At 65.0% G+C, this 26,162-nt stretch carries 32 protein-coding genes; 25 read left to right on the top strand and 7 right to left on the bottom strand.

The features are described from left to right. Window positions 1-198 precede the first annotated feature (198 nt). Both ACFOD4_RS13805 and ACFOD4_RS13800 read left to right on the top strand, forming a co-directional pair. Window positions 199-1,113: a hypothetical protein gene (locus tag ACFOD4_RS13805; RefSeq protein ID WP_379597289.1), complete on the top strand. Its 915-nt coding sequence runs from the start codon at window positions 199-201 to the stop codon at window positions 1,111-1,113. A gap of 111 nt (window positions 1,114-1,224) precedes the next feature. Further along, window positions 1,225-1,902 carry a bactofilin family protein gene (locus tag ACFOD4_RS13800; protein WP_379597288.1) on the top strand — a complete coding sequence of 226 codons (678 nt, stop codon included), beginning with the start codon at window positions 1,225-1,227 and terminating at the stop codon, window positions 1,900-1,902. Between the two features lie 45 nt (window positions 1,903-1,947). On the opposite strand, the gene ACFOD4_RS13795 is transcribed toward ACFOD4_RS13800, so the two are convergent. Then, window positions 1,948-2,394 (bottom strand): hypothetical protein, encoded by a 447-nt coding sequence (locus tag ACFOD4_RS13795; RefSeq protein WP_379597286.1) that lies wholly within the window; start codon window positions 2,392-2,394, stop codon window positions 1,948-1,950. A gap of 189 nt (window positions 2,395-2,583) precedes the next feature. On the opposite strand from ACFOD4_RS13795, the gene ACFOD4_RS13790 reads away from it, so the two are divergent. The 7 genes from ACFOD4_RS13790 (at window position 2,584) to ACFOD4_RS13760 (ending at window position 7,951) form a co-directional block, all read left to right on the top strand. Continuing rightward, window positions 2,584-2,859: a rod-binding protein gene (locus ACFOD4_RS13790; RefSeq protein WP_379597284.1), complete on the top strand. Its 276-nt coding sequence runs from the start codon at window positions 2,584-2,586 to the stop codon at window positions 2,857-2,859. Continuing rightward, entirely contained in the window at window positions 2,856-3,221 is a 366-nt protein-coding gene (locus ACFOD4_RS13785; RefSeq protein WP_379597283.1) for a hypothetical protein, read from the top strand. The genes ACFOD4_RS13790 and ACFOD4_RS13785 overlap by 4 nt, the downstream gene beginning before the upstream one ends. 153 nt (window positions 3,222-3,374) lie before the next feature. Next, entirely contained in the window at window positions 3,375-5,072 is a 1,698-nt protein-coding gene (locus ACFOD4_RS13780) for a flagellin N-terminal helical domain-containing protein (protein ID WP_379597281.1), read from the top strand. A gap of 149 nt (window positions 5,073-5,221) precedes the next feature. Then, the gene (gene flaF / locus ACFOD4_RS13775; protein ID WP_379597279.1) at window positions 5,222-5,644 is read left to right on the top strand and encodes a flagellar biosynthesis regulator FlaF; all 423 of its coding nucleotides are present in this window, start codon (window positions 5,222-5,224) and stop codon (window positions 5,642-5,644) included. Beyond that, window positions 5,644-6,120 (top strand): flagellar biosynthesis repressor FlbT, encoded by a 477-nt coding sequence (locus ACFOD4_RS13770; protein ID WP_379597278.1) that lies wholly within the window; start codon window positions 5,644-5,646, stop codon window positions 6,118-6,120. The genes flaF and ACFOD4_RS13770 overlap by 1 nt, the downstream gene beginning before the upstream one ends. A 68-nt stretch (window positions 6,121-6,188) precedes the next feature. Next, a complete protein-coding gene (locus ACFOD4_RS13765; protein ID WP_379597277.1) occupies window positions 6,189-6,485 on the top strand; it encodes a hypothetical protein in 297 nt (98 codons plus the stop codon). Then, the gene (locus tag ACFOD4_RS13760) at window positions 6,482-7,951 is read left to right on the top strand and encodes a DUF1217 domain-containing protein (protein ID WP_379597275.1); all 1,470 of its coding nucleotides are present in this window, start codon (window positions 6,482-6,484) and stop codon (window positions 7,949-7,951) included. Before ACFOD4_RS13765 ends, ACFOD4_RS13760 begins: the two co-directional genes overlap by 4 nt. Window positions 7,952-7,984: 33 nt before the next feature. On the opposite strand, the gene ACFOD4_RS13755 is transcribed toward ACFOD4_RS13760, so the two are convergent. After that, on the bottom strand, window positions 7,985-9,331 hold the full coding sequence (locus ACFOD4_RS13755) for a FliI/YscN family ATPase (protein ID WP_379597274.1): 1,347 nt from the start codon (window positions 9,329-9,331) through the stop codon (window positions 7,985-7,987). A gap of 141 nt (window positions 9,332-9,472) precedes the next feature. On the opposite strand from ACFOD4_RS13755, the gene ACFOD4_RS13750 reads away from it, so the two are divergent. The 10 genes from ACFOD4_RS13750 to ACFOD4_RS13705 all read left to right on the top strand — a co-directional run bounded on the left by ACFOD4_RS13750 (window position 9,473) and on the right by ACFOD4_RS13705 (window position 18,015). Next, window positions 9,473-9,877 carry a flagellar basal body protein gene (locus ACFOD4_RS13750; protein ID WP_379597272.1) on the top strand — a complete coding sequence of 135 codons (405 nt, stop codon included), beginning with the start codon at window positions 9,473-9,475 and terminating at the stop codon, window positions 9,875-9,877. Continuing rightward, window positions 9,877-10,317 (top strand): flagellar basal body rod protein FlgC, encoded by a 441-nt coding sequence (flgC, locus tag ACFOD4_RS13745; RefSeq protein WP_379597270.1) that lies wholly within the window; start codon window positions 9,877-9,879, stop codon window positions 10,315-10,317. The genes ACFOD4_RS13750 and flgC overlap by 1 nt, the downstream gene beginning before the upstream one ends. A 4-nt stretch (window positions 10,318-10,321) precedes the next feature. Continuing rightward, window positions 10,322-10,618 carry a flagellar hook-basal body complex protein FliE gene (locus ACFOD4_RS13740; protein WP_379597268.1) on the top strand — a complete coding sequence of 99 codons (297 nt, stop codon included), beginning with the start codon at window positions 10,322-10,324 and terminating at the stop codon, window positions 10,616-10,618. A 33-nt stretch (window positions 10,619-10,651) separates the two neighbouring features. After that, window positions 10,652-10,915: a flagellar biosynthesis protein FliQ gene (gene fliQ, locus ACFOD4_RS13735; protein ID WP_379597267.1), complete on the top strand. Its 264-nt coding sequence runs from the start codon at window positions 10,652-10,654 to the stop codon at window positions 10,913-10,915. Between the two features lie 4 nt (window positions 10,916-10,919). Further along, the gene (flhA, locus tag ACFOD4_RS13730) at window positions 10,920-12,983 is read left to right on the top strand and encodes a flagellar biosynthesis protein FlhA (protein WP_379597265.1); all 2,064 of its coding nucleotides are present in this window, start codon (window positions 10,920-10,922) and stop codon (window positions 12,981-12,983) included. 7 nt (window positions 12,984-12,990) lie between these two features. Further along, on the top strand, window positions 12,991-13,749 hold the full coding sequence (locus tag ACFOD4_RS13725; protein WP_379597263.1) for a flagellar biosynthetic protein FliR: 759 nt from the start codon (window positions 12,991-12,993) through the stop codon (window positions 13,747-13,749). Further along, window positions 13,749-14,840 (top strand): EscU/YscU/HrcU family type III secretion system export apparatus switch protein, encoded by a 1,092-nt coding sequence (locus ACFOD4_RS13720; protein ID WP_379597261.1) that lies wholly within the window; start codon window positions 13,749-13,751, stop codon window positions 14,838-14,840. The genes ACFOD4_RS13725 and ACFOD4_RS13720 overlap by 1 nt, the downstream gene beginning before the upstream one ends. Window positions 14,841-14,928: 88 nt before the next feature. Beyond that, a complete protein-coding gene (locus ACFOD4_RS13715) occupies window positions 14,929-15,309 on the top strand; it encodes a flagellar basal body-associated FliL family protein (protein ID WP_379597259.1) in 381 nt (126 codons plus the stop codon). 152 nt (window positions 15,310-15,461) lie between these two features. Beyond that, on the top strand, window positions 15,462-16,895 hold the full coding sequence (locus ACFOD4_RS13710; RefSeq protein WP_379597258.1) for an MBOAT family O-acyltransferase: 1,434 nt from the start codon (window positions 15,462-15,464) through the stop codon (window positions 16,893-16,895). Between the two features lie 16 nt (window positions 16,896-16,911). Continuing rightward, entirely contained in the window at window positions 16,912-18,015 is a 1,104-nt protein-coding gene (locus tag ACFOD4_RS13705; RefSeq protein WP_379597256.1) for a hypothetical protein, read from the top strand. 3 nt (window positions 18,016-18,018) lie between these two features. Here ACFOD4_RS13705 and ACFOD4_RS13700 read toward each other — a convergent pair whose 3' ends face one another. From ACFOD4_RS13700 to ACFOD4_RS13685, 4 genes are read right to left on the bottom strand one after another with little or no spacing between them, the layout of a single operon-like run. Then, the gene (locus ACFOD4_RS13700) at window positions 18,019-18,708 is read right to left on the bottom strand and encodes a flagellar hook assembly protein FlgD (RefSeq protein ID WP_379597254.1); all 690 of its coding nucleotides are present in this window, start codon (window positions 18,706-18,708) and stop codon (window positions 18,019-18,021) included. Between the two features lie 33 nt (window positions 18,709-18,741). After that, complete coding sequence (locus ACFOD4_RS13695) at window positions 18,742-20,400, bottom strand: flagellar hook-length control protein FliK (protein ID WP_379597253.1); 1,659 nt, start codon at window positions 20,398-20,400, stop codon at window positions 18,742-18,744. A 44-nt stretch (window positions 20,401-20,444) separates the two neighbouring features. Next, window positions 20,445-21,092 (bottom strand): protein phosphatase CheZ, encoded by a 648-nt coding sequence (locus ACFOD4_RS13690; RefSeq protein ID WP_379597251.1) that lies wholly within the window; start codon window positions 21,090-21,092, stop codon window positions 20,445-20,447. Window positions 21,093-21,103: 11 nt separating this feature from the next. Further along, window positions 21,104-21,466: a response regulator gene (locus tag ACFOD4_RS13685; protein ID WP_456316895.1), complete on the bottom strand. Its 363-nt coding sequence runs from the start codon at window positions 21,464-21,466 to the stop codon at window positions 21,104-21,106. Between the two features lie 195 nt (window positions 21,467-21,661). Here ACFOD4_RS13685 and ACFOD4_RS13680 point away from each other — a divergent pair, with 195 nt between their 5' ends. The 6 genes from ACFOD4_RS13680 to ACFOD4_RS13655 all read left to right on the top strand — a co-directional run bounded on the left by ACFOD4_RS13680 (window position 21,662) and on the right by ACFOD4_RS13655 (window position 24,997). After that, window positions 21,662-22,009, top strand: coding sequence for a hypothetical protein (locus tag ACFOD4_RS13680; protein ID WP_379597249.1), 348 nt, complete (start codon window positions 21,662-21,664; stop codon window positions 22,007-22,009). Next, window positions 22,006-22,698: a hypothetical protein gene (locus ACFOD4_RS13675; protein WP_379597247.1), complete on the top strand. Its 693-nt coding sequence runs from the start codon at window positions 22,006-22,008 to the stop codon at window positions 22,696-22,698. Before ACFOD4_RS13680 ends, ACFOD4_RS13675 begins: the two co-directional genes overlap by 4 nt. 188 nt (window positions 22,699-22,886) lie before the next feature. Beyond that, window positions 22,887-23,585, top strand: coding sequence for a septum site-determining protein MinC (gene minC / locus ACFOD4_RS13670; protein WP_379597245.1), 699 nt, complete (start codon window positions 22,887-22,889; stop codon window positions 23,583-23,585). Between the two features lie 40 nt (window positions 23,586-23,625). Next, window positions 23,626-24,477: a septum site-determining protein MinD gene (gene minD / locus ACFOD4_RS13665; RefSeq protein WP_379597243.1), complete on the top strand. Its 852-nt coding sequence runs from the start codon at window positions 23,626-23,628 to the stop codon at window positions 24,475-24,477. A 44-nt stretch (window positions 24,478-24,521) separates the two neighbouring features. Next, the gene (locus ACFOD4_RS13660) at window positions 24,522-24,767 is read left to right on the top strand and encodes a hypothetical protein (RefSeq protein WP_379597242.1); all 246 of its coding nucleotides are present in this window, start codon (window positions 24,522-24,524) and stop codon (window positions 24,765-24,767) included. A 5-nt stretch (window positions 24,768-24,772) separates the two neighbouring features. Continuing rightward, complete coding sequence (locus ACFOD4_RS13655) at window positions 24,773-24,997, top strand: helix-turn-helix domain-containing protein (protein WP_379597240.1); 225 nt, start codon at window positions 24,773-24,775, stop codon at window positions 24,995-24,997. Window positions 24,998-25,112: 115 nt separating this feature from the next. Here the strand turns inward: ACFOD4_RS13655 and ACFOD4_RS13650 are convergent, their stop codons facing one another. Next, the gene (locus ACFOD4_RS13650; RefSeq protein WP_379597239.1) at window positions 25,113-26,042 is read right to left on the bottom strand and encodes a replication initiator protein A; all 930 of its coding nucleotides are present in this window, start codon (window positions 26,040-26,042) and stop codon (window positions 25,113-25,115) included. Window positions 26,043-26,162 lie beyond the last annotated feature (120 nt).

Here is a 26,162-nt window from a genome sequence, read left to right as displayed (position 1 = left end):
ATCGAGACATGGTGGGCCAAAGGCGACGTGACGGTGTGGAAGCGGCTCCATGCCATGCGAAATACTATAGTTTAAGGTCGGTGGCGCAGCCTGTCTGGGGCTCGCCGCCGATTTTTGCCTGGCGCGGGCCAAGAAAGCTTGCATGCGCGGTTCTGAACTCGCCATTTGGTGCTCACGAAATCGCGAGGGGCATCGCTCATGGTGTTCAGGCTGGGACCAGATGGTCAGGGAGGCTGGGAAGCCGCACTCTGCCAAGGTGCCGCTGCCTTTGGTCGCCACGCCTTTCCGGACCGTGCTGCCGCCGAGGACTGGGCAGCGCGGGCCGCTCTGGCCACCCGGCAGTGCACCATCCGCATCGGCAGCAAACGGTTTCTGGGCACCGCTGCGGAGGCGGCGCAGCGATGGGCCATCGATCAGGGCACCCTGCCTCGCGCTGAGGGTGGCACGCATCTGGCGCCGATCCGCCGTCTCGATGCCCTGATGCGGGATGCCGCCTGTGCCTGGCCTTTGACGTTGTTGAACGCGCCCGAACTGGTGGCGCTGCGCCGACGGCGTTTGCTGCAGTTGGGAAGCGCGGAACTGGCGCTGGCGGAGCAGGCTGCGCTAGCGGTGGCCATTGAGCAGTTCCGCGAGATGCATCTCCCTGCCCTGGACGACGCTTTTGATGAACCGGCACCGGACGGGATCTGGCTGCTGGATAGCACCGCTTGTGGGCTGCTGCGGCAGCAGGCAGAAGCGATGGGGGGTGCTTGGCCGCGCTTGGTTGGCCTGCTGCTGACCAGCGGCGGATCTGCCTCGGATCTGTTGCAGGCCTGCTGCGGACAGGCGGATCGTGGCACTGGCAGGCTCTATCTGGCCGGCGGGCGCCAGCTGAGCGCGCCGCCCGAACATTTGCCTGTTGCCGACAACTCGCCGGAGGCGCCGCTCTTGCCTGGTTTGGCGCTGGGGGCGGAGTTGGAAACGGGTTTCGCTACCTTGGCCCGCTGCCTAGGCCAGGCCACGCTGCTGCCCGAAGCGCTGCAGATGACGGCCCTGGCAGCGTTGCTGGCACAAGGATGGCACCTGGATGAGATGATGCGCGCCTGCGCTGCCGTTCCGTCGCCGCCGGGGTGAGATTTGTCGCCACAAACCATGCGAAAACATTTGCAGAAGTGATGCGAAAAATATAGAAGAAGGCAGAGCGCGGTCAGCCCGCCTCCCACACATCCTAGAACGGGACCGGATATGAGCCTCTTCGGCAAGTCGAGCGGCGGAGAGCCGCGGATCACCTTCGAGCATATCGACCTGGCCGCCGAGCCACGCCCTTCCGCCCGTCCAGCCCCGGCACCGGCCACGCCTGGTCCCATGCTGCTGGCTGCAGACAGCGAAGTGGATGGGGAGTTGCGCAGCCGCGGCGCCGTGCGTGTCGAGGGCGTGCTGCGGGGCGCATTGCAGGCACCGCTGATGTTTCTGGAAGTGGGGGGGCTGGTGGAAGGCACCGTCACCGCCGAGCGCGTACGGATCGCCGGCACCCTGCGCGGTACCGTGATTGCCCGTGAGATCGAGGTGGCCCGCACCGCGATCCTGGAAGCCGAGCTGGTTTATGACGAGATCAGCATCGAGCGTGGTGCCAGGGTCCGGGGCCTGCACCGTCAGCGTGAACCCGAGCCCGTGGCCGAGCCGGAAGCCAAGTTGGCTATGTCCGACAGCGTCGAGGATGCTGTTCTGATGGCCGCAGCCGCCAGCACTGCGGCTCTGGTCGCCGAGGCCGAGGCGGCGTTGCAGGAACTGGCCCAGGCCGGACAGGCTGCGGCCCAGGCCGCCGGTGAACTGGCCGGCGAGGGCGTTGAGGGCCTGGTGACGCTGGAAACGGAACTGCGCGCCACACCGAAGCAGCTGCTGAGCGAAGTACCGGCCGTCTGATTTGACGAAGGTGCCCGCCACCCTTGGAGGCGAGCGCCGCTTCGTTCAGCGATAGAGCGGTGTCAGACCCGGATAAGGAATTTCCGGCAGCCCACGGTCGCGCAGCAGGCGGTTGGCGGCGCGTGCCACTTCCTTGGGGCCTGCCTGATGACCATCCAGCACGTAATAACCGTTGCGCAACGGACGGACCCGAAGGCCCAGCAGGCTGCAGGCATACTGCATTGGCGTCATGTCATCATCCGCCTCCGACATTCCGCCCATGAAGGGCGATTGCTCCTGTATACGGCTGGCTTTGGCCAGAATGCGGTTGGCGCGACGCTGCGCGTACCAAGGCTCGATGCCGAAGGCGCGGGCCAGGCTGTTCACGTCTTCTCCTGACAGCAAACGGCGATCGAAATCGCCGCGCAACTCGCTGGCCAGGGCTCTTCTGCGGATCTGCTGGCGCCGTTTCGACCCCAGCGACTCGCTGCAATTGTCTTCATCCACGCCCACGGCGTCGGTTCCTTGTCAGCCGCTTCTTGCGGCAGGGGTTGTCCCCTTCTGGAGTGCGCAGGAGCCGTCCCTTCTGGAGGCGGCTTTGTTGCCCCATGTTATGCGAAAATTTGCTGATGACCGACTAAGATTGGGGCGTATCCACGGAAGGCGGCAAAAAATCCGCCTGAGCAGAAGGCCAGTTTTAGAATGGATGTCCTCAACACGCCTTTGGCAGGCAGGCCGGATGGCACTGAACGTCGCTTGGCCCGCCAGTTGGAAAGCAGCTTCGCGGCGGAATTGCTGCGCGCAGCACGGCCCGCCGCCAGATCCGGCGGCATGAGCGGACGCGGTACCGGCGGTGATGCCTTCGACAGCTTCATGGATGACGCGCTGGGCGCGGCGCTGGTGGCGCGTGGTGGCCTGGGCCTTGGCGATACGCTGGAGGCCTCGATCCGTGGCATCGCTGTGGGGCCGGGGCGATGAGCGAGTTTCGCAAGGCGGCGGAGGATTTGCGTGCCGTGTTGGAGGCAGAGGCTGCCATCGCACGCCAGGCGCAGCTGACGGAATTGGTCAAGATGGTGGACCGCAAGCGCGAAGCCGTGGCGGCGCTGGCGGGGGCGGGCGTGCCCGAAGACGATGCTTCGCGGGATGCGCTGGCGGCGATGCTGCGCGCGGCGGAAGAAAATGCGCTGGTGCTGGGCGCTGTTGCCGGTGCGCTGGAGATGGTGCGCGAGCGGTTGCGGCAGGATGTGACGGGCGCGGCCGATCCTGGGCTTTACGGCCCCGCCGCTCGGCGCCGGCCGCTGCGTCATACCCTGGCGGCGCAACTCGACCACACCGCCTGATCCACTGCGCCTGGACCTGCAGCAATGAACAGAATGCTAAAGTAAAAATCAACGAATCTTAGTGAACTTCAGTATTCGATTGTTGAGGCACAGAACTTCTTGTCGCGAAATTCTGACCGATGCTAGGAATCGGCCACGGCTGCGGGTCTCGATGTGGGCCCCACCCGCGATGATCGCGTCAGAAGGCGCTCCCCTGAACCGGAACCCTCGAAGGGCGCAACAATGGTCAGCTCGATCCTCACCAATAACGGCGCGATGACGGCGCTGCAGTCGCTGAAGTCGACGCAGAAGAGCCTGCTTGAGACGCAGAACCGCATCTCCACCGGCCTCAAGGTCAGCAACGCGAAGGACAACGCGGCGACCTGGGCTGTCGCGACCTCGATGCGTTCGGATATCTCCAACTTCAAGCAGGTTAGCGAGAACCTGTCCCTCTCCTCTTCGGTGCTGAGCACGGCGCAGACGGGCGGCGAGGCGGTGGCCAGCCTGATCACCGAGATCAAGTCCAAGATCACCGCCGCTCAGCAGGGCGTGCTGGATGGCCGCACGATCCAGGCGGATATCGACGCGCTGGTGAAGCAGGTCGAGTCGACGGTGCAGGGCTCGGCGCTCAAGGGCGTCAACCTGATGAACGGCCAGGGCACGGAGCGCATGGTCGCTTCCGTGAACCTGGTCGATGGCGCCAGCGTTCCATCCTACATCGACGTGGACAAGGTGAACCTGAGCACCGCCGCCGGCGGCAAGCTGAGCGAGCTGTCCAACCTGTCCGTGGTGTCGCGCGGCGACCAGTTCTTCAACGACGCCAACCTCGCCGACGTGAAGGCCTCTGAGAAGGCGATGGGCACAACCTACAAGACCTTCGACGTCAACGACAATGCCGGCACTAACGGCAAGATCCTGACCAACACTGATGGCAGCTTCAAAGTCGACTACAAGGACGCGGAAGGCAATGCGCGCAGCCTGACGGTGCAGGTGGGCGCTGGCGTGACGACCGTGGCCGGCCTCATCACCGCCCTGAACGACGACAAGGATTTCTCTGCGCTCTTCCGCGCGAGCGGTGCGGCGGACGGCCTGCATATCGCCGCGGCTGACCGCAAGGTGCAATCGGGTAAGTTCGAGGTCACCAATATCGGTGGCTCGAAGATCGCCGACAACGGCACTGTCGGCGATCCGACCACCGGCACCACCTTCACCTTCCAGGACGGCGTCGCGCTGAAGGATGGCGAAACCTTCACCTTTAACTATAAGGTCGGAGCCGAGAGCCGCACCCTGGTGCTGAAGGCGACCAACGACTTCGCCGCGGGCACCGCATACCAGGCCGAGGACACGGTCAACAAGATCGAGTACCGCTCGATCAAGCTGGACGATGCGAACATCAAGAACGCGGATGGCGAGTACACTGGTGCCGCGATCGGCAATGCGCTCCGCGCGGCACTGATCGCCGCCGATGACTTCGCGAGTGGTGCAGCGGTTGGCGGCACCTCGCTGGGTGTTGCTGCGGCGGCTGGCGCAACTGTAACCATCACCGCCGACACCGATGACGCCTTCACCGCTTTCCAGCCGGTGAAGACTGACTATGCCAGCCTGCTCAGCAGCGTCGACAGCCTGCTGAAGACGGCAACCGACACCGCCGCCTCCTTCGGCTCGGCCGGCAAGCGCGTCGACATGCAGAAGGAGTTCATGGACAAGCTGGTCGACACTCTGACCAGCGGCGTCGGCGCCCTGGTGGATGCCGATATGTCCGAGGAAGCCGCCCGCCTGCAGGCCCTGCAGGTACAGGAGCAGCTTGGCACCCAGGCGCTGTCGATCGCCAATCAGGCGCCGCAGAGCATCCTGGCCCTGTTCGGCCGCTGATCCAGCTCGCGCCCGGGGCGGACCACCGTCCCGGACGCACCCTTGCCTGACCCCCGGCGGGTTCGGGCAGCGTGGCCTGGTGATCGTCTCTCCAGCCCACGCGCCTTGCCCCGCCGGACCCGGCCAATACGTGCCCCAGGAAGAATCCGATGCTGCAAAACGCCTACGAGACACTCCCGAACCCGGTTCGCCGCCCGCTGGGCGCCGCCGCCGCCTATGGCGCGGTGATCCGCGGCACCGAGGATCCGCGCGAGATCGAGTACCGCGTGCTGGCCCGTGCCACCGCATTGCTGGACCAAGCCGCTCAGGTTGATGCCGGTCCGACTGCTCTGTCCGCCGCCATTCACGAGAACCGCTTGGTCTGGATCGCCTTCACCGCCGATCTCGCCGGCGAGAACAACAGTTTCGACAATGCGCTGAAGGCGCGCCTCGTCTCACTGGCCCGCTGGGTCTTCACCGAGAGCGAACGCGTGCTGCGTGCACGCCAGGGCGTGCAGCCGCTGATCGATGTGAACCGTGCCGTCATGGCCGGGCTGCAGCCCGGCATCACCCCTGCCACAGAGATGAGCTGATGTCGCTGATCCTGAAGCTCGCCCCCGGCGAGAGGCTGTTCATCAATGGCGCGGTCATCACCAACGGCGATCGCCGCGCCTATCTGATGGTCGAGACCCAGGCGCAGATCGTGCGCGAGAAGGACGTGCTGCAGGCCGAGGATGCCAGCACGCCCGTCCGCCGCGCCTACTTCGCCGCGCAGAACGTGCTGCTGAACGCGCAGCCCTCGCTGGGCAGCATGGATGCGTTCGAGACGCAGCTGGCCACGCTGCGCACGGCCTTCCGCAAGCCCGAGCATCTGCAACTGCTCGATGAGGCGGAGCGGCAGATGCGTCTCGGCAACACCTATCGCGCCCTCGCCGCCCTGCGCGACCTCGTCCTGTATGAGGCCGCGCTGCTGGAGATGGAGCCGCCGCAGCGCTTCCGCCGCGAGCCGCCTCGCCTGCCGTCCGGCCCTGTTCAGGCCCTGCACGCGCCGGAACAGCGCGCCGGCTGACCAGCACCCTTTTTCCCAGGATGGGAGACGCCTCCGGATCCGCAATCCGAGAACAAGGACGCATCGCCATGATCGATCCCGCCCCGCCCGCCAAGAAACCCGTAGCCCCGCAGGAAGCGCCCACCCGCCCGGAGCGTCAGGCGCTGCGCGAGGAGGTGCCCTCCGAGAGCGGCGAGATGCAGACGGCCGAGCGGCAGAAGCAGGTGGTGGCCAGCAGCCCCGCCTTTGACGTGCGGCTCGATGGCGAGACGATGCGCCTCTACTCCGAATTGCGCGATCCCGAGACCGATCGCCTCCTGCTGCGTCTGCCCGGCGGCTACCAGCCGGAAGCAGAACAAGAAAGCGGGGTCTCGACCGAAGCATGACCGTTGGCGCCATCTTGACCGGAGTTCCGCTCGGCCTGGCCGGCTGGAAGCTGTTGCAGACCAAGTCGCCCACCGACTTCAAGGCGTTCAGCAAGGATCCGATCTTGCAGAACGACCTGGCCTATCTGCGGAACAAGCTGCCGACTAAGGCCGACGCCAAGTCGCTCCTGGAGGATCGGCGCCTGCAGGAGATCGTGCTCAAGGCCTACGGGCTCGACGCCCAGATCGGCTATAACGGGCTGATGCGGAAGGTCTTGGAGAGCGACCCCAGCGACAAGAACTCGACGGCCGGCCGAATGACCGATGCGCGCTACCGGGTGCTTGCGGCGGATCTGAACTATGGTGCTTCGGTCACTGCGGCGGTTCCCGCGGTTCCGACCAGCAGCACGTTGCAGATTGGCTGGCCGGTGAACGGCAAAGGCTTCAACAGCTTCGCGGGTAGCTTTGGCACGGTGCAGGTCGAGAATGTTTCCCTGGAAGGTCTGCACAGCCGCGGTGAAGTGGCCGCTGCCCTGCAGGCCGCCTTTCGCAAGGCCGATGGGGGCCGCAGCGACATCACCGTCACGCAATTCGGCCTGAACCTGATCGTGACGGATGCCAAGGGAAGGGGCGCTGTTGAATTCGGATTCAAGCCCGCGGACGGCAGCCAGGCTCGCGCAGTTGAAGGCGAAGGCAGCTTGTCCCCTCTGACCGGCCGCGTTCTGCTCAGCGGGCTGGACGATGGCCGAGGTTTCACCAGCTTCAGCGGCACCTTCGGCACCGTTGCGATATCCGATGTCGATCTCTCGGGCCTGAACAGGCCGCAGGACATCGCGGCCCGGCTGCAGGCTGCCTTCCGCAAGGCCGATGGCGGACATGGTGATATCAGCGTTGCGGTAAAGGATGGCTCGCTGGTTTTTACCGATGCGCGGAACCGCAACCTGCCGGAGTTCAGCTTCACTGGTGATTCCACGGCAACCGTGCTGAGAAGCGCGAATGGCACGCCGGGACGCCCTGTGGTCGGCGGTGCCAAGGTTGCCGATGCCGCCCTTCTCGACTCGATTGCCCAGAAGTACACCCAGGCCCGGTTCGAGGAATCCCTGGGCGGCACGTCCGAAAGTCTGCGGCGGGCGGTTTATGCCAAGCGTACCTTGCCCACCATCACCAATTGGTACAGCGTCATCGCCGATCGGAACCTGGCGGCTGTGGTGCAGTCCGCCCTGGGGCTGCCGGAAAGCTTTGGCCGCCTCGATGTTGACCGCCAGCGTGATGTCCTGAGCCAGCGTATGGATATTGCGGAGTTCAAGGACAGCGCGAAGCTGGGCAAGATGCTGGAACGCTATGTGGCCCAGACCAGCGTGGCCGAGGCGCAGGCCTTGGCCAGCAGCAACGGCATCGTTGGCCTGGTGCAGCCGATCTCCTGGGGGGGCGACCGGTTCTCGGGCGCGAGTTCGGCGGCATTGTTCTCCATCCTCTCCAGCCGATGATGCGGTTGCCGGGGCCGTTGCCCCGGGCGCGCCTCAAGGTTCTGGCTGCAGCAGAGTGGCCAGCCGCGCAAAACTATCCTCCGCCGTGCTACGCTCGTTGATATCCTGGCTGAGAAACGCCTCCAGCCCGGCATTGTGCGCGATGGCCGCATCCACCTCCGCATCGCTGCCGGCGCGATAGGCGCCCAGGCGGATCATCTCGGCCATGTCGGCATGGGTGGCGAGCAGGCGCCGCGTTTTTGCCAGCAGCGCGTTCTGCTGTGTGTCATGGCAGCGCGGCAAGGCGCGGCTCACCGAGCGTAACACGTCGATGGCCGGCCAACGGCCACGCTCGCCGATTCGTCGGTCCAGCACCAAATGCCCGTCCAGAATGCCGCGCACCGCATCAGCGATCGGCTCGTCATGATCGTCGCCATCCACCAGAACGGTGAAGATGGCAGTGATGTCTCCCTCTCCTTCCAGCCCCGGCCCGGCGCGCTCCAACAGCGAGGGCAATTCGGTGAAGACCGAAGGTGTGTAGGAACGGGCCGTTGCCGGCTCGCCGGCCGCCAGGCCGATCTCCCGCTGCGCATGGGCCAGCCGCGTCACGGAATCGAGCAGCAGAAAAACCTGCCTGCCCTCGGCGCGGAAGTGTTCGGCGACCGCCAGAGTAGCCTGCGCCGCGCGGCGGCGGGCCAGGGCTGGCTCGTCTGAAGTGGCGACCACCACCACGGTGCGCCGGCGTCCTTCCTCTCCGAGCGTGTGGTCCAAGAACTCGCGAACCTCGCGGCCGCGTTCGCCGATCAGACCGACCACAATGACATCGGCCTCGACGCCACGAGCCAACATGCCCATCAGCGTGGATTTGCCAACACCGGACGCGGCGAAGATGCCCAGACGCTGGCCGCGGCAAATTGGCGTGAAAACGTCGATGGGCCGGATCCCGGTTTCCAACTTGCTGCCCACCAGACGGCGGCGCATGGCCGGCGGTGCTGGCTGGCGCAGCGCGACGCCGCGCGAGCCTTGCGGCAATGGGCCCTGGTCGTCGAGCGGACGGCCCAGGCTATCGATCACCCGACCCAGCCAGGCATCACTCGGATAAAGCGCCAGCGGTTCCTCTAGCCACACCCGGGCACCGGGGCCAAGACCTTCGGTGCCGCCCTCCGGCACGGCGATGGCGCGGCCCTGGCTGAAGGCAACGAACTCGCCCTCCACGGCGGCACGGCCGGGACGGTCGATGCGCAAGCGATCGCCGATGGCTGCGCCCTGTCCCAACCCGGTGGCTGAAAGCGCGGCCCCTTGCACTCCGGCCAGCGTGCCGAAGCGGCGCCAGCGTGGCAGGCGGGTCAGGGGCAGGAAAGCAGCGTCGAGGGTGATCTGCTCGGAGCGGGCACTGGGCATGCGAAAAAATTTCCTAAACTGTGGTGGCGAGCTTCTTTGCCCCCTCATTGTCATGGATGATCGATGAGAAAGCCATGCGAAAAATCTCGACAGAAGCGGCCGCATGGGTTATGGCTGGCCTATGGCGAAAAGGGAGCATCCATGCTCGACAGCATCGACGTCTTCCGCATCAGCGGCGCGCGCATGCGGCAATTGTCCGAGCGGCAGAATGTGCTGGCGCAGAACATCGCCAATGCCGACACGCCGCATTACCGTGCCCGTGATGTGAAGCCCTTCAGCTTCGACAGCACGCTGCTGCGCGCGCAGCCGGGATTGATGCCGCTGCGCTTGGCCTCGACCCAGGCGGGGCATTTCGGTGCCTCCCGCGGCGGTGCCGATGTCGTTACCGACCGGGCGAATTCCTACGGCGAGGATCCGGACGGCAACACCGTGAATCTGGAGGAGCAGATGGTGAAGCAGGCGGATGTGGCAAAGGCCTATGACCTGACGACCCTGGTCTACAAGCGCGGCACCGCCCTGCTGCGCACCGCGGCGGGTGGCCGCTGATGTTGCGGATTCCGCCTGTCAGTGGCAGCGGCCCGCTTACCCAGGCGATGGCGACCGCGGCCTCGGGCATGAGCACCCAAGCGACCCGCATGCGCGTCGCCGCCGAAAACATCGCCAATGCCAACTCCACCGCCGCTGTGGCCGGTGGTGATCCCTATCGCCGCAAACTGGTGAGCTTCGGCCACATGGTCGATCGCGGCACCGGTGCGGAGTTGGTGCGCACCGACAACATCCGCGCCGATCAGCGCAACTTCCGAACCCAGTTCGACCCTGCTCATCCGGCAGCGGATGAGAGTGGCTACGTCAAGCTTCCCAATGTTGACCCGCTGATCGAACAGGCCGATCTGCGCGCTGCCGGCCGCTCCTACGAGGCGTCCATTGCGGTGATGCAGCAGGCCCGCACGCTCTACGGCAAGACGCTCGACATTCTGAGGTCCTGATCCGATGACCGCTCCTCTCGCTGCCATCCAGCCCACTTCCGCAGCTCTGCGCGCCTATGGCGCCACCGGAACCTCCGGCGCCGGCGGTGATTTCGGCGCCATGGTGGGAGACGCGGCCCGCGCCTCTCTTGCCACGCTGCGCAATGCCGAAGTCACCGCCGCGCGCGGCGTCGCCGGCACCGCCGATGTGCAGGAGGTGGTGCAGGCCGCCGCCAATGCCGAGCTGACCGTGCAGACCATGACCCAACTCCGCGACAAGGTGGTCTCCGCCTACATGGACGTGCTCCGCATGGCGGTCTGATCCGCCGCCACACTGCTCGCCGGAGAATCCGCGATGAATGAAGGAGATGTGGTGGAGGTGCTGCGCGGCGGCTTCTACACCACCATGATGATCGCCGCCCCGCCACTGCTGGCGGCGCTGCTGGTGGGCCTTGCGGTTTCCGTTGTGCAGGCGCTGACGCAGATTCAGGAGCAGACCCTCTCCTATGTGCCGAAGATCGTAGCGACCTTGCTTGTTTGCATGCTGTCCCTGCCTTTCGGCTTCGCGGCACTTCGCTCCTACACGGAAGAGATCGCACAACTGATTGTGGGGCTGTAGAGCCATGGGCTTCCTGCAACGCATGCGCGCCGCCTTTGGCCATCAGGATCTGCTCTTCGCCGCCGCCATGGTGGTCCTGCTCGCCGTCCTCGTGCTGCCGATGCCGAGCTGGCTGGTCGATCTCGGCCTCGCCACCTCGATCACCCTGTCCGTGCTGATCCTGATGGTGGCCATCTGGATCGAGAAGCCGCTGGATTTCTCCGCCTTTCCGACCGTGCTGCTGGTAGCGACGCTGTTGCGCCTGGCGCTGAACCTGGCCACGACCCGCCTGATCCTGGCCAATGGCCATCAGGGGCCGGATGCGGCGGGCAGCGTGATCCATGGCTTCGCCGTCTTCGTGGTCGGCGGCGACTTCATCATCGGCGTGATCGTCTTCACCATTCTGATCATCGTCAACTTCATTGTCGTGACCAAGGGTGCAGGGCGGATCGCCGAGGTCGCCGCGCGCTTCAACCTCGATGCCATGCCGGGCAAGCAAATGGCGATCGACGCCGATCTGGCAGCCGGCACCATCGACGATGCCGAGGCCAAGCGGCGCCGGCGCGAGATCGAGGACGAGAACGGCTTCTTCGGCGCCATGGACGGTGCCTCGAAATTTGTCCGTGGCGACGCGGTGGCCGCCATCATCGTCACCGTGGTCAACGTGCTGGGCGGCATTATTGTCGGTACGCTGCGCCACGGTATGGGTCTTGGTGACGCGGCCGAGAACTATGTGACGCTGGCCATCGGCGATGGCATCGTCAGCCAGATCCCGGGCCTGATCGTGTCCATCGGCGCCGGCATGCTGGTCTCCAAGGGCAATGTGCGCGGCTCCACCGACAAGGCGCTGATCGGTCAGTTGGCCGCCCAGCCCAAGCCGCTGTTTCTCGCTGCCGGCCTGTCCTGCCTGTTCGCGGTGATGCCGGGCCTGCCCTTTATGCCCTTCATGGTGCTGGGCATGCTGGCCGCTGCCGGCGGCTGGCTGGCGCAGCGCAGCCAGGCCCGCACCGCCGCTGCCGCCGAAGCAGGCCCTGAGGCCGTGGACACCGCGCCTCGCGAGGAAACCATGGCCGAGCTGATCCGGGTCGACGACGTTCGCCTGGAGCTGGGCATGGGGTTGGTCTCGCTGACCGCCAGCCGCCAGGGTGGTCTGTCGGAAAAGATCAAGAAGCTGCGGCGGGCCTTTGGTCTGGAGTTCGGCTTCGTGCTGCCCGCGGTGCGCATCAAGGACAACATGGACCTAGCTTCGGGCGAGTATTCGGTGCAGGTACAGGGCGTCGAAGTGGCGCGCGAAACGCTGGTGCTCGGTCGCCTATTGGCCTTTGCCCCGGCGGGGCAGGAAATCGGCGTGCCCGGCATCGACACCCAGGAGCCTTCCTTCCACATCAAGGCGCGCTGGATTGAGCCGGCGCTGCGCGAGATGGCGATGGCGCAGGGCCTCACCGTGGTGGACGCCGAAACCGTGCTGACCACCCACCTTTCCGAGGTGCTGAAGGGCTACATGGCCCAGCTGCAGGGCTATGCGGCGACGCAGAAGCTGATCGACGGGCTGGAGAAGGATCATCAGCGCCTGGTTTCTGATTTGGTTCCGGCGGTGCTGCCATTGGCCACTGTGCAGAAGGTGCTGGCGTCGTTGCTGGCCGAGCGCATCTCCATCCGTAACCTGCCCCTGATCCTAGAGGCGCTGCACGAAGCGGCCGGCTTCACCCGCAACGTTTCGCTGCTGGCCGAGCATGTGCGCCAGCGCCTTTCCTTGCAGATTTGCCGCGGGCTGACGCAGGAGGATGGCTATGTCACCGCCCTTCTGCTCTCGCCTGATTGGGAGCGCGAAGTCGGTGCCTCCATTCTCGAGGAGGGCGACCAGCGCTCCTTCACCATGGCGCCGTCCAAGATCCAGGAGCTGGTCACCGTCACCCGTGCCCGCATCGCCGAGGCCGCCGCGCGCGGCGACTGGCCGGCGGTGCTGACCTCGGCCGGAGCACGTCCCTTCGTGCGACAGCTGGTGGAGCGCATCAACCCCACCATCGCCGTGATCTCCCACGCCGAGGTGCACCAGCGGGTCAAGCTGCGCACCGTGGGCCAGATCTGACCCGGCGATGATGGCGCTGTCACTGGAGACCTGGGTTTCGGCGGAGCTCTACCGGCTGCTGCTGGTGTTCTGCCGGGTTTCGGCGGCACTGCTGCTGCTGGCGGGGCTGGGCGAGATCCAGGTGCCGGCGCGCATCCGCATCCTGGCCGGACTGCTTATCGCGCTTTGCATTGCACCGCTCTCCGGTCCCGCCGTTCCGCAGCCGGCAGTTTGGGGCGTGGCTTTCGCGATGGTGATGGAAATTGTCGCCGGTGCGTTTCTCGGCACGCTGTCGCGGCTTCTGCTCTCCGCCGTGCAGACGGCCGGCCAGATCATCGGCCAATGCATTGGCATCAGCAACGCCTTTGCCTTCGGCATCGGCAGCGACAACTCCGCGGTGATTGGCGCTGCCCTCTACGCCGCCTGCCTGGCCGCGCTGTTCGCCATGGATGGCCATCATCCCGGCCTGCGTGCGTTGGCAGACAGCTACCACCTGATCCCGCTTGGCCAGCCCCTGCCCGCCGCCGCCGCCGCCCGCAGCATGAGCGAGGGGATGACCACCGCCTTCCGCCTCGCCATGCAGCTCTCCATGCCGTTCCTGTTCCTGTCCGTTCTGTTCAACATCGCGCTCGCCGGCATCAACCGGGCCATGCCGGCCATGCCGGTCTTCATGATCGGCGCCCCGGCTCTCCTGCTGGCCGGGCTGCACCTGCTCGGCGTCGCGGCGCCCACCCTGGTGGATGAGATGCTTGGCGCCTACGGCAACGTCTTCACCGTGATGCGCTGATGGCGGAGGAAAGCGGCCAGGAAAAAACCCTCGACGCCTCGCCGCGCAAGCTTCAGCAGGCGCGCGAGAAGGGTGACATCCCGATCTCCCGCGAGGGTTCGGCCTTCGGGCTCTACGCCGCCTTTCTGATCGTGCTCGGCCTCGGCGGCGGGTTGATCGCGCAGAACGTCGCGGCGATCATGCTGCCGTTGATCGAGCAGCCTGACGCCTTTCTGGAACTGGAGTCGGAAGGATTCCGTCAGGCCGGCGCTGCCGTGGCCGGGGCGCTGGGCCTTGTTCTGCTGCCGGTCTTCGGCCTGCTGATCGTGGGATGCCTGTTGCCGCACCTGGCGCAGAACAGCGTTGTGATGGCGGGGGAAAGGCTGCGGCCCAAGCTGTCGCACCTCTCGCCCATGGCCGGCCTCAAGCGGATCTTCGGCCTCAAAGCCTTGTTCGAGTTCGGCAAGAACCTGGTTAAAATGCTGGCCCTTGCCGCGGCCTGCTGGGTGGTCGGCAAGCCGCTTTATGACCAGAGCAGTCAGCTTGCCGCGCTCGACCCGGCTGTTTTCCCGGCGCTGGCCAAGCAACTGATCGTCTCGGTGCTGTTTGCCGTGACACTGGTGGCCGGGGTGATCGCCGCCATCGACATCGGATTCCAGCGTTTCGAATACCGCCGTCGCCAACGCATGACCCTGCAGGAAATGCGTGAGGAAATGAAATCCACCGAGGGCGACCCGCATGTGAAGGCTGCGCAACGCAAGAAGCGGCGGCAGATGTCGCAGCGGCGCATGATGGCGGATGTGCCCAAAGCCACGGTGGTGATCGCCAACCCGACCCATTTCGCGGTCGCCTTGCGCTACGAACGGGGCGAGGATGCGGCGCCGATCTGCGTGGCCAAGGGGGTAGACAATATTGCATTGAAGATCCGCGAGATCGCCGGAACGGCCGGGGTGACGGTGATCGAGGACCGGCCACTGGCTCGCGCCCTCCACGCCACGGTGGAGGTCGGCCACACCATCCCGCCGCAGCATTTCGAGGCGGTGGCTCGGGTCATCGGCATTGTATGGGCGCAGGCGGCAAGAGGCCGCGCTGCGTCGCAAAAATCGGGATGATTTGTTTGACCTGAGAAAAGCCGGCTGCGAAACAGGAAACACACTCGCAGGGGTTGTTTTGATGTCGAATTTATCGTCCAGGAGGTTCATGATCGGCATGCTTGTGGCAGCGCCTGTGGCCGCGATGACACCCGCCCGCGCTGCGGAACCGGCTCCCAAGAAGGAGTTTGAGTATGTTGCGCTGGGCGACTTCACGGTGAACCTGCCCAACAGCGGCCGTCGAATGTCCTACATTGTGGTGTCGATAACGCTGGAAACCGAAACAAACCAGAGCCAGAGCTTCCGCGACTTGCAGCCTCGTCTCAAGCAGGCGGTGCTGCAGCGTCTGATGGCCATGTCCGAACGGCAAGAGCTGCGTCCGGGCCGCACCGATCCTTCCCTGCTGCGCGACAGCTTGTTCGACAGCTTGGCCCGTATTCAGGAAGCGGGCCTTCGGGACGTGGTGATCACCCGGCTGCTGCATAGCTGACGATCCAACGCATTGTTTCGGAGCAGCATAGGTTTCAACTCTTTAAAAAGAATCCTTTCAAGTTTGCGTGCTTGTCTCCAGAAATGAATGAATCTCGTTGAGTGCTTGTTCGTGGCCGTTAACGTCCCGCCCGACTTCCTGGGACGTGCACCATGCTGTTCAACTCATGGACCTTTGTTGCCTTCTTCGCCGCGCTGATGGCGCTTTATCTGCCGCTCGGACGATGGAAGGGCCATCAGGCGCAGAACCGCCTGCTTCTGGTCGCCAGCTATGTCTTTTATGCCGGCTGGGATTGGCGGTTCTGCCTTCTGCTGGCGGCCATCTCAGTGGTCGACTGGGCTTGCGGCAATGCCATTGCCCGCAACGCATCCCAGCGACGTCGACAACTCTTTCTCGGTCTCAGCGTCGTTTTCGACATCGGCGTGCTGATCTATTTCAAGTATTGCAATTTCTTCATCCAGGGAGCAGCGGATCTGGTAGGTCTGCTAGGCGAACCGGTCAGCTGGCCACTGCTCAACATCATCCTGCCAGTCGGCATCTCGTTTATTGTCTTCAAGAGCCTGAGCTACACGATCGACGTTTATCGGGGGGAAATCCGGCCGGAGCGTCATTTGCTCGACTACGCGCTCTTTGTGGCCTTCTTTCCCGATCTGGTGGCAGGGCCGATCATCCGAGCCAGAACCGTTCTGGCGCAACTGCACGCACCGCGTCGCATCACGGAAACCATGGTGGTGGAGGGCTTCTGGCTGATCCTGTTCGGCTACTTCCTCAAGGTGGTGGTGGCCGACAACCTGGCGCCGATCGCCAACTCCGCCTTTGCCACCAGCCAGCCGGAATCCTGGCTCCATGTTCTGCTCGGCATCTATGCCTTCGCCTTCCAGATCCTCGGTGATTTCGCCGGTTATTCCGGCATCGCCATCGGCGTGGCCCGGCTGATGGGCTTTGTGCTGCCGCCGAACTTCGGCCATCCCTACCGGCAAACCAATCCGCAGGCTTTCTGGCGTCACTGGCATATCAGCCTGTCCACTTGGCTGCGGGACTACGTCTACATTTCCTTTGGCGGCAGCCGGGGTGGCAATTGGAAGACCAGCCGCAATCTTCTGGCCACCATGGTGTTGGGCGGCCTGTGGCATGGTGCCGCTTGGACCTTTCTGCTGTGGGGCTTCTATCATGGGCTGCTGCTGATCCTGCACCGTGCCATGGCACCGGTCGCGGCACGGCTGCATCTGCCCTTGCTGTCGGGGCTTGGTCATGTCCTGGCCGTGCTGTTCATGTTTCATCTCACCTGCTTCGGCTGGTTGCTGTTCCGCGCCGAAAGCTTGGCGCAAGTTGGCGGCTTTCTGCGGGCCCTCGCCCTTGGAACCTCGGCGGACATGGCGGCGGGGCTGACGCCTTCCATGGTCAGCCTGGCAATGCTCGGCGGCGCAACCCTGCTTGCCGATCATGCGCTGCGTGCTCCTGATGGCACCCTCCGACCACTGAACCTGCCTGGTCCGGCACGCTGGGCCTGTGCTGCCTGCCTGGCCCTGGCCATTCCCGTCTTTGGGGATTTCGGTTTGTCCCACTTCATTTACTTCCAGTTCTGACGGCGGAGCCCCACCCATGCTCGAGCGCCTTTCCCAGCTGATCGACCCAATGATGTTGGCAGTGCTGCTGACGCAGCTTGTCGCGATCGGTCTCGGCTTCTGGCTGGTGCGACGCCGTCTGCACGGGCTGTGGCGCACCAGCGCCTTTGCGCTGCTTGGGCTGCTCGCTCTGCGTGTTGCCTTGTTCGGCAATCCGGTGGCCTGGGGCGCCTATTACGTGGCGTTGCAGGGTCATGCGGATTGGCGGCAAACCGATGTGATTGCCGAACGTTTCCGCAGCCTGATGCCGGCCCGGCCCGGCGCCGAGTTCCTGGCCATCGGCTCCAGCCAGACCTTTGCCATCTACCGCGAGATCACGCGCGGCCGTGACGACCTGCAGCTCTTCTCGCTGGCCGGTATGACGCCCATGGACATGATGCTGTATCGTGATCGCATCCTCGCCCTGCGGCCACAGCATGTGCTGCTCTACATCTCGGAGTTCGATCTGGCCGCCGAGCTGCGGCCGGAATGGGCAAGGCTGGCTCCGGTGCCGCTGCTGCGCATCCCCGATCAGGTGGCGGCGCTTCGCGCTGCACTGCCTTCGGATGCGCTTCCCGACTTGCAGCGCGATCTCGTGCTTGGCGCGCTTTTGCCTGAGTATCGCTACAACTTCGTCTTCCGCGACATCCTTTCGCGCAGTGCGTCGCTGGCAGGACTGCCTGGATTCCGGCCGCAGCGTGGTGCGGATGATGCAGTGAACTATGCGGCCCTAACCGCCCGTGCCACGCAACCCATGGAGGGCATGTCGCGGCTGCTCGAAGCTTTTATCGGCAGTCTGCGTGAGGCCGGCATCGGCACGGTACTGGTTGAGGGCCAGTACAATCCGCACGGCGAAACGCCGGGCCTGCTGCAACAGCACCGTGCCTTCGGCGCCTATCTGTCGGCGCTGCAGCAGCGCCACCCTGATCTGCTGATCCTTCGGCGCGACGAGCTTCCGCTGCTGAGCAGCGGCGATTTCGATGACGCCTATCACCTGTCGCCGGCTGCAGGCCACAGGATGGCCGAGGCGGTGCTGCAGGCGGCGCGGCATCGGCTCGGTCAGGCCACGGCCATCAGCCGCCTGGAGGCGCCGCCCCGTTGAGCGTCAGCTTGAAGCCAGGCGCGTGATATCGGCGGCGCTGACGATGTTGCCGTTCTCCAGCAGCAGGCTGACGCTGCCATCGCTGCCGCGGCGCAGTTCGGTGATCTTGCCGGAACTGCTGACCGCGCCGGCACTCTGGCGCGCATGGTTGGCGTCGTCGGCCACCACACGCACCCCATAGGTACCGGCCGGCAAAGGTTGCCCGAAGCTGTCCCTGCCGTCGAAGGTCATAGTGGTGCTGCCACTTGCCAGACCGATCTGCCGCAACACTTGCCCGGACCCGCTCAGCAGCTCAAGGCGCTTGGATTGCAGATTGCCGTCGCTGCTGACGGTGAGGCTCAGCGGCAAGGTGGCGCCTGCACTGGGCAGGGTGATCCTGGACATTTCCGTCTGCACCGTACGGCCAAGCAGCGCCGCATTCTCCGACAAGCTGCCGCTGTTGGTCAGCGCCTCGGAGATGGTCTTCAGGTAGGTATTGCTCTTGGTCTGCTGCTCCACCTGCGAGAACTGGGCAAGCTGCGCCACGAACTGCGTCGGATCGGTCGGCTGCATCGGGTCCTGATGCTTCATCTGCGCTGTCAGCAGCGTCAGGAAGCGGTCGAAATCCTCGCTGCTGCTTTTGAGCTGCGTGGTCGGCCCGATGCTGGCCTGGGCCACCGAACTGGTGGCGGTGATGCTCGATGTGGCGGCCATGCTGGCTCTCCGGAAGGTGCGGCGCGTGTCGCGTCAGACGAAGATGTTGATCAGGCTGTCCGAGGCAATGGGGCGCCGATCAGCCATGCTTTCCTTTGTTTCCTCTGGTGCTTCGGCGAGATCGGCATCGCCTGCCGTGGAGCCGGGCGCCTCGGCTTGCGGGCGCGGGAGGCGGCCCTGCTGCAGATCCAGCCCACCTGCACCGAGCTGCAGCCCTGCATCGGCCAATTGCTGCTCCAGATGCTGACGGTCCTGGCGCAGGGCCTCGAAGGTTTCTGGCTGCTCCGCACGCATCACCACCTGCACCGCATTGTCCCGAAACGTCAGCTGGATCTCCACCCGGCCTAGCTCCGGCGGGCGCAGATCCACCGAGATCCTGTCCACGCCATCCTTGCTGGCCTGGGCCAGGCGCAACACCAGCTGTGGCGCCGCCTCGGCGGCAATCTGCGGGCGATGCGCCGGAGCGGTGGCCAGGGGAGGCAGGACGGAGGACATTTGAGCGGCAACGGGTGAAGGCGCGGCCGGCACTGCCAGGCCCGCAAGGTCGGGCATGCCGCTATCGCCTGTCACGGCGACGATCGGCTCGGCCGCTTTCTGTTGCGGCTGCATCGATCCGGCGAGGGACGGCAATCCTGGATCCGACCGTGTCCCAAGAATGGACGCCATCGAGGCTGTGGCGGCGGAAGCAAGATCGGGCTGATCTATCATCGCCACCGATGCGAGTGCCGTCGCGTCGCGGGCCTTGACCACCGGCCAGTGCTGCAGACGATCAGACAGATCCTCGCCGGAACGGCTCCTGCCGGCAACACCGGATAACGAAAGGGCTGCGGGATCGGCCCGCATCGGGGAAGGTATCGCGGATGCCGCCGCCATGGCCTGTGCGGGCAAGGCCGGTACGGCAGCACCGATGGTTCCGGCCACTGGCCGCGGGAGCGGCGCTGTGGCCGGGTCGGGCAGGAACGATGGGGCTGTCGGCTCGGTGTCCACGGCCGACGAGGTGGCTTCCACGACACCCGCCGCTGCCTTTGCGATCTTTGCCGATGCGGTTGCGGAGGAAGGCCAGGGCTGTGCCGGCCCCATGCCGGGAGAAACCGTGGATGCGGGCTGAACACCAGGAAGCGGTTTATGCGGCACTTCCGGTGCCGCTGAGGCTACGCCTTGTTCAGGCGCTAGATTCCCCAAACCGTTCTCCTGAGAAGGAGTGGAAGAGATGGCAGGTTGGCCGGCTTCCTCGGAAACAACGGAGCGGCGGCTCGGCTCTGCTTCCAAACGAGTGGCAGAAGAAAGCAGCGGCAAGCCGGATATTGGCACCTGATTTGCCTGCAGCGAAGCATTCTGCGCCTGCTGTGGCGGCGGGTACTGGAAAGGCATCGCCAGCCGGCCGGCTTCTTCGGCCGCCGCGGCCAGCGCATCCCAGGGCAAGCCGCCCTGGAAGGCGCCGATATCGGGCTTGGCGGCAAGCGGCTCGATGTTCTGCGAGGCTTCCTGAGGCGCAAGCTCCAAGCCCGTCCCGCCCGGCTCCAGCAGCGAGGATGCTGTCTGTGGCGGAGCCGAAACAGTGGCGGGCGCCACAAGGGCCATCACCAGGCCAAAGCCCTGGGTCTCCGGCGCGGCGACGGTGCCCGGCATGCCGGCACGGATCATCGGGCTCCCTCCCTGAAGAGGGGCCTGCTGTCCCAGGGTAATGCTCATGAGGTTCTTTCCCTGCCGCCTGTAAGGGCTCTGTGTGCGACCAGTCAGCCGAAAAGATCGTCCACGGCACTTTGTCCAAGACCGCCTTCAACTGCCGAGCTCGGGCCGTTCAGCAGATGCGCATCAGGCCGATGATCATCAGACGATATGCGGCCTGCCTCGCGCTGTGCCTCCTCGGGGCTGATGCCGAGCAGCGCCACCAGGGCTGTGACCCGAACCTCGACCTGGCGTAGCGTGACCAGCACCTTGCGCACGCGCTGCCCAGTGATGTCTTGGAAGGCACAGGCCAGCACGATGGCCTGTGCCGCCTGTTCCACCTCGGCGATCTCTACCCCTGGATCGGCCGCCTTCCCGTGCTGCAGCCGACTGGCTGCCGCCTGGGCACGCTCGGCCTGACGCAGGATCTCGAAGGCGGCGCCCTCGGTCTCGCTGACCACCGCATCCAGCGCGTCGCCCAGATCCGCTGAGGGCGGCGCGAGGCCAATCACCTCGGCACGCATCTCGGCCAGGATGCGCGACATGCCGCGCATCTCGTCCCACGCCTGGACCAGCTTATCGGCCGCAGCGCCCTCCCCAGTACTGCCGAGGCCCAGCAGACGGTCCACCTCGGCCGAGATGGCCGCAACATGCCCGGTGATGCGGGCCAGGCCCGCATGCGACGTTGCCGCCGGGCCGGACAGAGCAGCGCTCATGCGGCCCCCGTTCAGTTGATGACGGACGCGATCTTCGCCTTCAGCGTCTCGGCCGTGAACGGCTTGACGATGTACTGCGAAGCGCCGGCCTGCTTGGCGGCCACCACATTCTCGGCCTTGCTCTCGGCCGTTACCATGATGAAGGGCGTCTTCGACAGCGCGGCGTCGGCGCGGACTTCCTTGAGCAACTCCAGCCCGGTCATGGGCTCCATATTCCAATCGGAAATCACGAGATCGTAGCGAGAAACCTTGATCTTCTCCAGAGCCTCGGCACCGTTTCCGGCTTCCTCGACATCCTTGTGGCCAATTTGGTCGAGAAGATTTCGCACAATCCGCCGCATGGTCGGATAGTCATCAACAACCAGAATTTTCACCGCGGGTCCCCCTATGCGATGAATCATACTCTAGGAAGATGGGTTGTTTTTCGCAAGGGTTTTGATGGGCTCTCTTGGGTATGGGTATGGCAGATCAATCCAAGGCCCTAATCCTCCTGAATTTTGCGAAAAATCTTGAATACAATCGCTCGTCGTGGCACCAACCACCTCAGCGATCGATTCCGGAGAAGCCGAATGCAGATCATCCGCCATGCGCCAGGAGAGGCGAGCCTGTTGCAAGAGGGTCATACCCTGCTCGACATCACCCAGGCTGATACCGGGGAGGCGGAGTTCGAGACTTTGCTGGATCGACTGGCCCAAGCGCTGGACCCTGCCCGGATGCCGCGGCTTGCGGTCACCTTGCGGGAGGGCTTGATCGAAACCGTGTTGAGCGAAGTGCCGGTGGAAGTCCATGTGATCGAGGAGGATCCGCATGACGAGCCGTCATTGCGCCTCGTGCGGCGTGTGGCGGAAGTCGATCCATCCTCGTTGGCGCAGTTGCTGGACAGTGCCAGCCGTCGCCTGGCGCGGGAACGGTCATGACGGGCAGCGCACCGCGCGAGGCGCGGCTGGAGCTGGATGTTGGTTTGCGGCGCCCACTACCCCGGCTCGAGGCCGAGGCGCTGGTGGCATTGTTGATGGGGCGCAAGCTCGGTACGGATCACCCTCACCGACTGTTCCGCGACCCTGAGGCTTCGCTGTTGCTGACAGGGGAAAGCCTCGATCATGCGACCCGCGGCTCTCGTGTGCTGCACGACATGGCACTGCCGCGGCTTGAGGTTTCGGCCAGCCTGCCGCCTCGCCGGTTGTTGTTGGAGGCAGGAATCGACTGGCTGGGTGGTCTGCTGCAGGCCGAACCTGGCGATGTGCTGGGCTTTCTGGTGCCGCCAGGCACTCATCGGCATGACATGCGGCTGCTGGTCTGGGATGGCGCACGGATGCGACCGCTCGATCGTTTGCCGGAAACGCTGTTAACGGAGGCTGCCGCCCTGCCTGCCTTTCAGCAGGCTGCTGCCCTGCCCGATCCTTCAGCGCCCGAGAGGGAATTGCTGCCCGCAATGCGCCGTGTTGCGCTGGCACAGCTGGAGCGCCGAGCCCTGCCAGTATCGCAGACAGTGCTGGCGGGCGGGTTTCTGGGTGCTGGGCACTTCAGGCTCTGGCTCGCGGCTGCGGCCTCGCGTTTGCACGGCTTTACCACCAGTGTTCCGCCGCGGCTGCTGCAGGCGGCCTGACTGCATAGGCCGAGGCGTCGCCTTCATCATCGACCGAACTCTTGGTGTTTTTCGCAATATCTTGGAACAGAGCAGAAACATGTTGCGAAAAACATCTAATGCCTCTACGAAGAGGTTCAGGACCGGAAGGACCTAACCGCTGCCCGGTATAATGCGAAAGCGGGCGGCGACAGCAGAAGGCAGACGTGATGACGTCAGATAATCCCTGGACCGTGACAACCGAGGCGCCTATCCGCCTGCGCGGCAGGGCACATTCCTTTCTGACGCTGGAATTGCCCGAACTGGAAGCCAGTCTGTTGCAGGAGGCACTGGTCGCCAGGCTCGGCATGGTTGCCGGCTACTTCCGCCATGCGCCCGTGGTGCTGGACCTGACCAGCTGGGCACCAGGTGCCGGTTTACGCGTCGCAGCGCTGATCGAGGCGGTTCGTGCCTGCGGTCTGGTGCCGGCCGCCTTCCGCGCCCGTTGGCCTGAGATCGAGCGGGCCGCTCTGGCCTGTGGCCTAGGCCGCATGGTGGAAGGGGAGACACAGCAGGATCTGCAACGTTCCCCCGAACGCCGTCCCCCTGTGATCGTCACCGAGCCGGTCCGGTCCGGCCAGCGCATCTATGCCGCCGAGGCGGATCTGATCGTGCTGCATTCCGTTTCGCCCGGCGCGCAGCTGCTCGCCGATGGCTGCATCCATGTCTATGGCGCACTCCGAGGCTCGGCCAGCGCGGGAGTGGGCTGCGACACGCAGGCCCGCATATTTGCGAAAAACATGGATGCTGAGCTGCTCTCGATCGCCGGGCTGTGGCTCGGCGCCGAGGACATCCCCGCTACCTGGTCCGGGCGACCGGCACAGCTGCACATCGATGATGGCTGGCTTCGCTTCGGACCCCTCCCCTGATCCTTTGAAACGCCACTCCACATAGCTGGGAGAATCCCGCATGACCGCGACCGTGATCACTGTGACCTCCGGCAAGGGAGGCGTCGGCAAGACGACCACCACCGCAGCCTTCGGCGCCGCCCTGGCACTGGCCGGCAAGCGCGTCTGCCTCGTCGATTTCGATGTTGGGCTGCGCAATCTGGATCTGGTGCTCGGCATCGAGAAGCGCGTGGTCTACGACTTCCTGCATGTTGCCAACGGCCAGGCACGGCTGCAGCAGGCGCTGATCCGCGACAAGCGCGTTGCCAACCTTTACGTGCTTGCCACCTCCCAGACGCATGAGAAGGACGCGTTGACCCTGGAGGGCGTGAGCCGCGTCATGGCGGAGCTGAAGGAGGAGTTCGACTATATCCTCTGCGACAGCCCGGCCGGCATCGAACACGGCGCAATGATGGCGCTGTACCACGCCGACCACGCGCTGGTGGTGTGCAACCCCGAGGTCAGCTCGATCCGCGACGCCGACCGCATCCTGGGCTTCATCGCCTCGAAGTCGAAGCGCGCAGAGGAAGGCCTCGATCCGGTGCAGGAGCACCTGCTGGTCACCCGCTTCGATCCCGAGCGAGTGAAGACCTGCGAGATGCTGCCCCTTTCCGAGATCCGTGACATCCTTTCGGCCGAACTGCTGGGCGTGATCCCCGACAGCAAGGCGGTGCTGAAGGCCTCCAATGCCGGCGTGCCGGCGAGCCTGGATGGCGAGACCGATGCGGGCCGCGCCTATCGCGAGGCAGTGCAGCGCTTTCTCTCCGCCGGCCACCTTCCCGCCGACATTCCGGATGCGGCGGTGATCAGCGCCGCCATGGGCACGAGCGGCGAGCCGCGCGGCTTCTTCCGCCGCCTGTTCGGCCGGGCCTGAGACGCCAACGGACCACGCCACGGGAAGAAGGAGCCCCCAGGAGCATGTCGCTCATCGCATTGATCCATAAACGCCGCAGCACCGCGCATCTCGCAGCGGCACGCCTCAAGCGTCAGATTGGCGCCGATCGCATCGCCGTGTTTGGCGAGGATATTGGTCAGCGGCTGCAGGAGGCTTGCCTGCGGGAGATCCGCAAGCTCGCACGCGGTGGCCATGTGAAGGTGAAGATCGGCACCTCGCCGACGCTGGAGCTGCGTGAAATCGATATTGACCTGACGCCGGGACGCTGACGGCCATGCTGATTTCAGCGGCGCAATGCCGCATGGCGCGTGCGGCCCTCGGACTCAGCCTGCGCGAACTGGCCGAGGCCGCCGGCATCTCGGTCAACACGCTGAGCCGGATCGAGGGCGATGGCAACGTCACCAGCCGCACTCTTGGCCGTGTGCAGTCTGTTTTGAGCGAAGGCGGCGCAGTGTTCCGTCGGGATGGTTCGGTAGGCGTCGAGGCACCCACCGGCTGATAGCCTGCAGGGCGTGACACCAGGAGAAGCGGAAAAATTCCGCGCCTGTCTCTGTCGCGGAGAACTCCCGAACAGGCCAGCGCCGGGGCAAAAAAGGCCCCGGCCTTCCCTGTTATCAGGCCATGGCGAGTTCGGCTTCCTCATCTTCCAGCAACGGCATCTGTTCCAGCGGCGCCAAGCTGGTGATGTTGCTGGTGGGATAGAAGGCCACCAGCCACGCCTTCAAGGGCGTCTGACCCGACGGCTTGGGGAAGCCCTTGTCGATGGAGCGCCGCAACCGCGGATCCACCAGCGCCAAGCCATAATCAGGCAGGCTGCGCTTGTGTGTGGCGTAGGCCATTAGCTCGGCCTTGAAGCGGCGAAGATCCTGCGTGGTGCCGACCCGGCTGCGCAACTTAGTCAGGTTCATGCGGAACCCGCCGGGCGGACCGCTGCGGGCAATCTCGTAGAGGCGCTTGGCCACCGGGGGCAGCTCGAAATAGCGCGGGCTGTAGGTCAGGAAATGCTTGTCCTGCACAATGGCGCGGAACAGCCAGGCACACAGCGTCAGTTCCACGGCCCGCATCTGCTTCGAACCGTCATGGTTGCGGCGGTAAAGAATGCGATATTCATCGAGCCAGCCGAAGCCGCGATCCTCGCCTTCCCCACCGGTTTCGATGTTGGTGCGCACAAAGGTGGATTTCAGCCGCGCCAGCGATTCTTCCAGCCGCTCATAGGCCGAGCCACCAGTGGTGCTGCCCGTGGTGACAAAGAAATCATGGGCGGTAAAGGTGATCCGAGGTGACGGCACCTCGCCCCGGTTGATCTTGTCGGCGATGAGCGAGGCCGAATAGACCAGCAATTCCTTGTCCCAGATCGAGGCGACGCCATGCTTGGTGCCCACCACCTCGATCCAGATCCGACCATCATCGTAGCGCGGCAGTTCGGTCTCCTTGTCCCGCCGTAGGGAAAAGAAGTTGTAGACCATGGTGTTGCGGTCACCCTTCACCTTGCCCATGAGCGGGCTATCGGTGGGGCGGAAGTCCAGGGTCTGTTGTTCGTCCATGAAGAAACCGGGCCTGTCTGCCCCTTCCTTGTGGCGGAGCTCACCTGTCTAAACCAGCAAAGACACGCGTCATGTCGGCGTGGCGACGAGTCTTTTCCCCTCAAGACTCGTCGCCACGCC

Source organism: Teichococcus globiformis (assembly GCF_042646265.1).
In the GTDB taxonomy this organism is placed as follows: domain Bacteria; phylum Pseudomonadota; class Alphaproteobacteria; order Acetobacterales; family Acetobacteraceae; genus Pseudoroseomonas; species Pseudoroseomonas globiformis.
The sequence above is the reverse complement of the archived record's forward strand: the minus strand, read 5'-3'. Positions and strand labels throughout refer to the sequence as shown.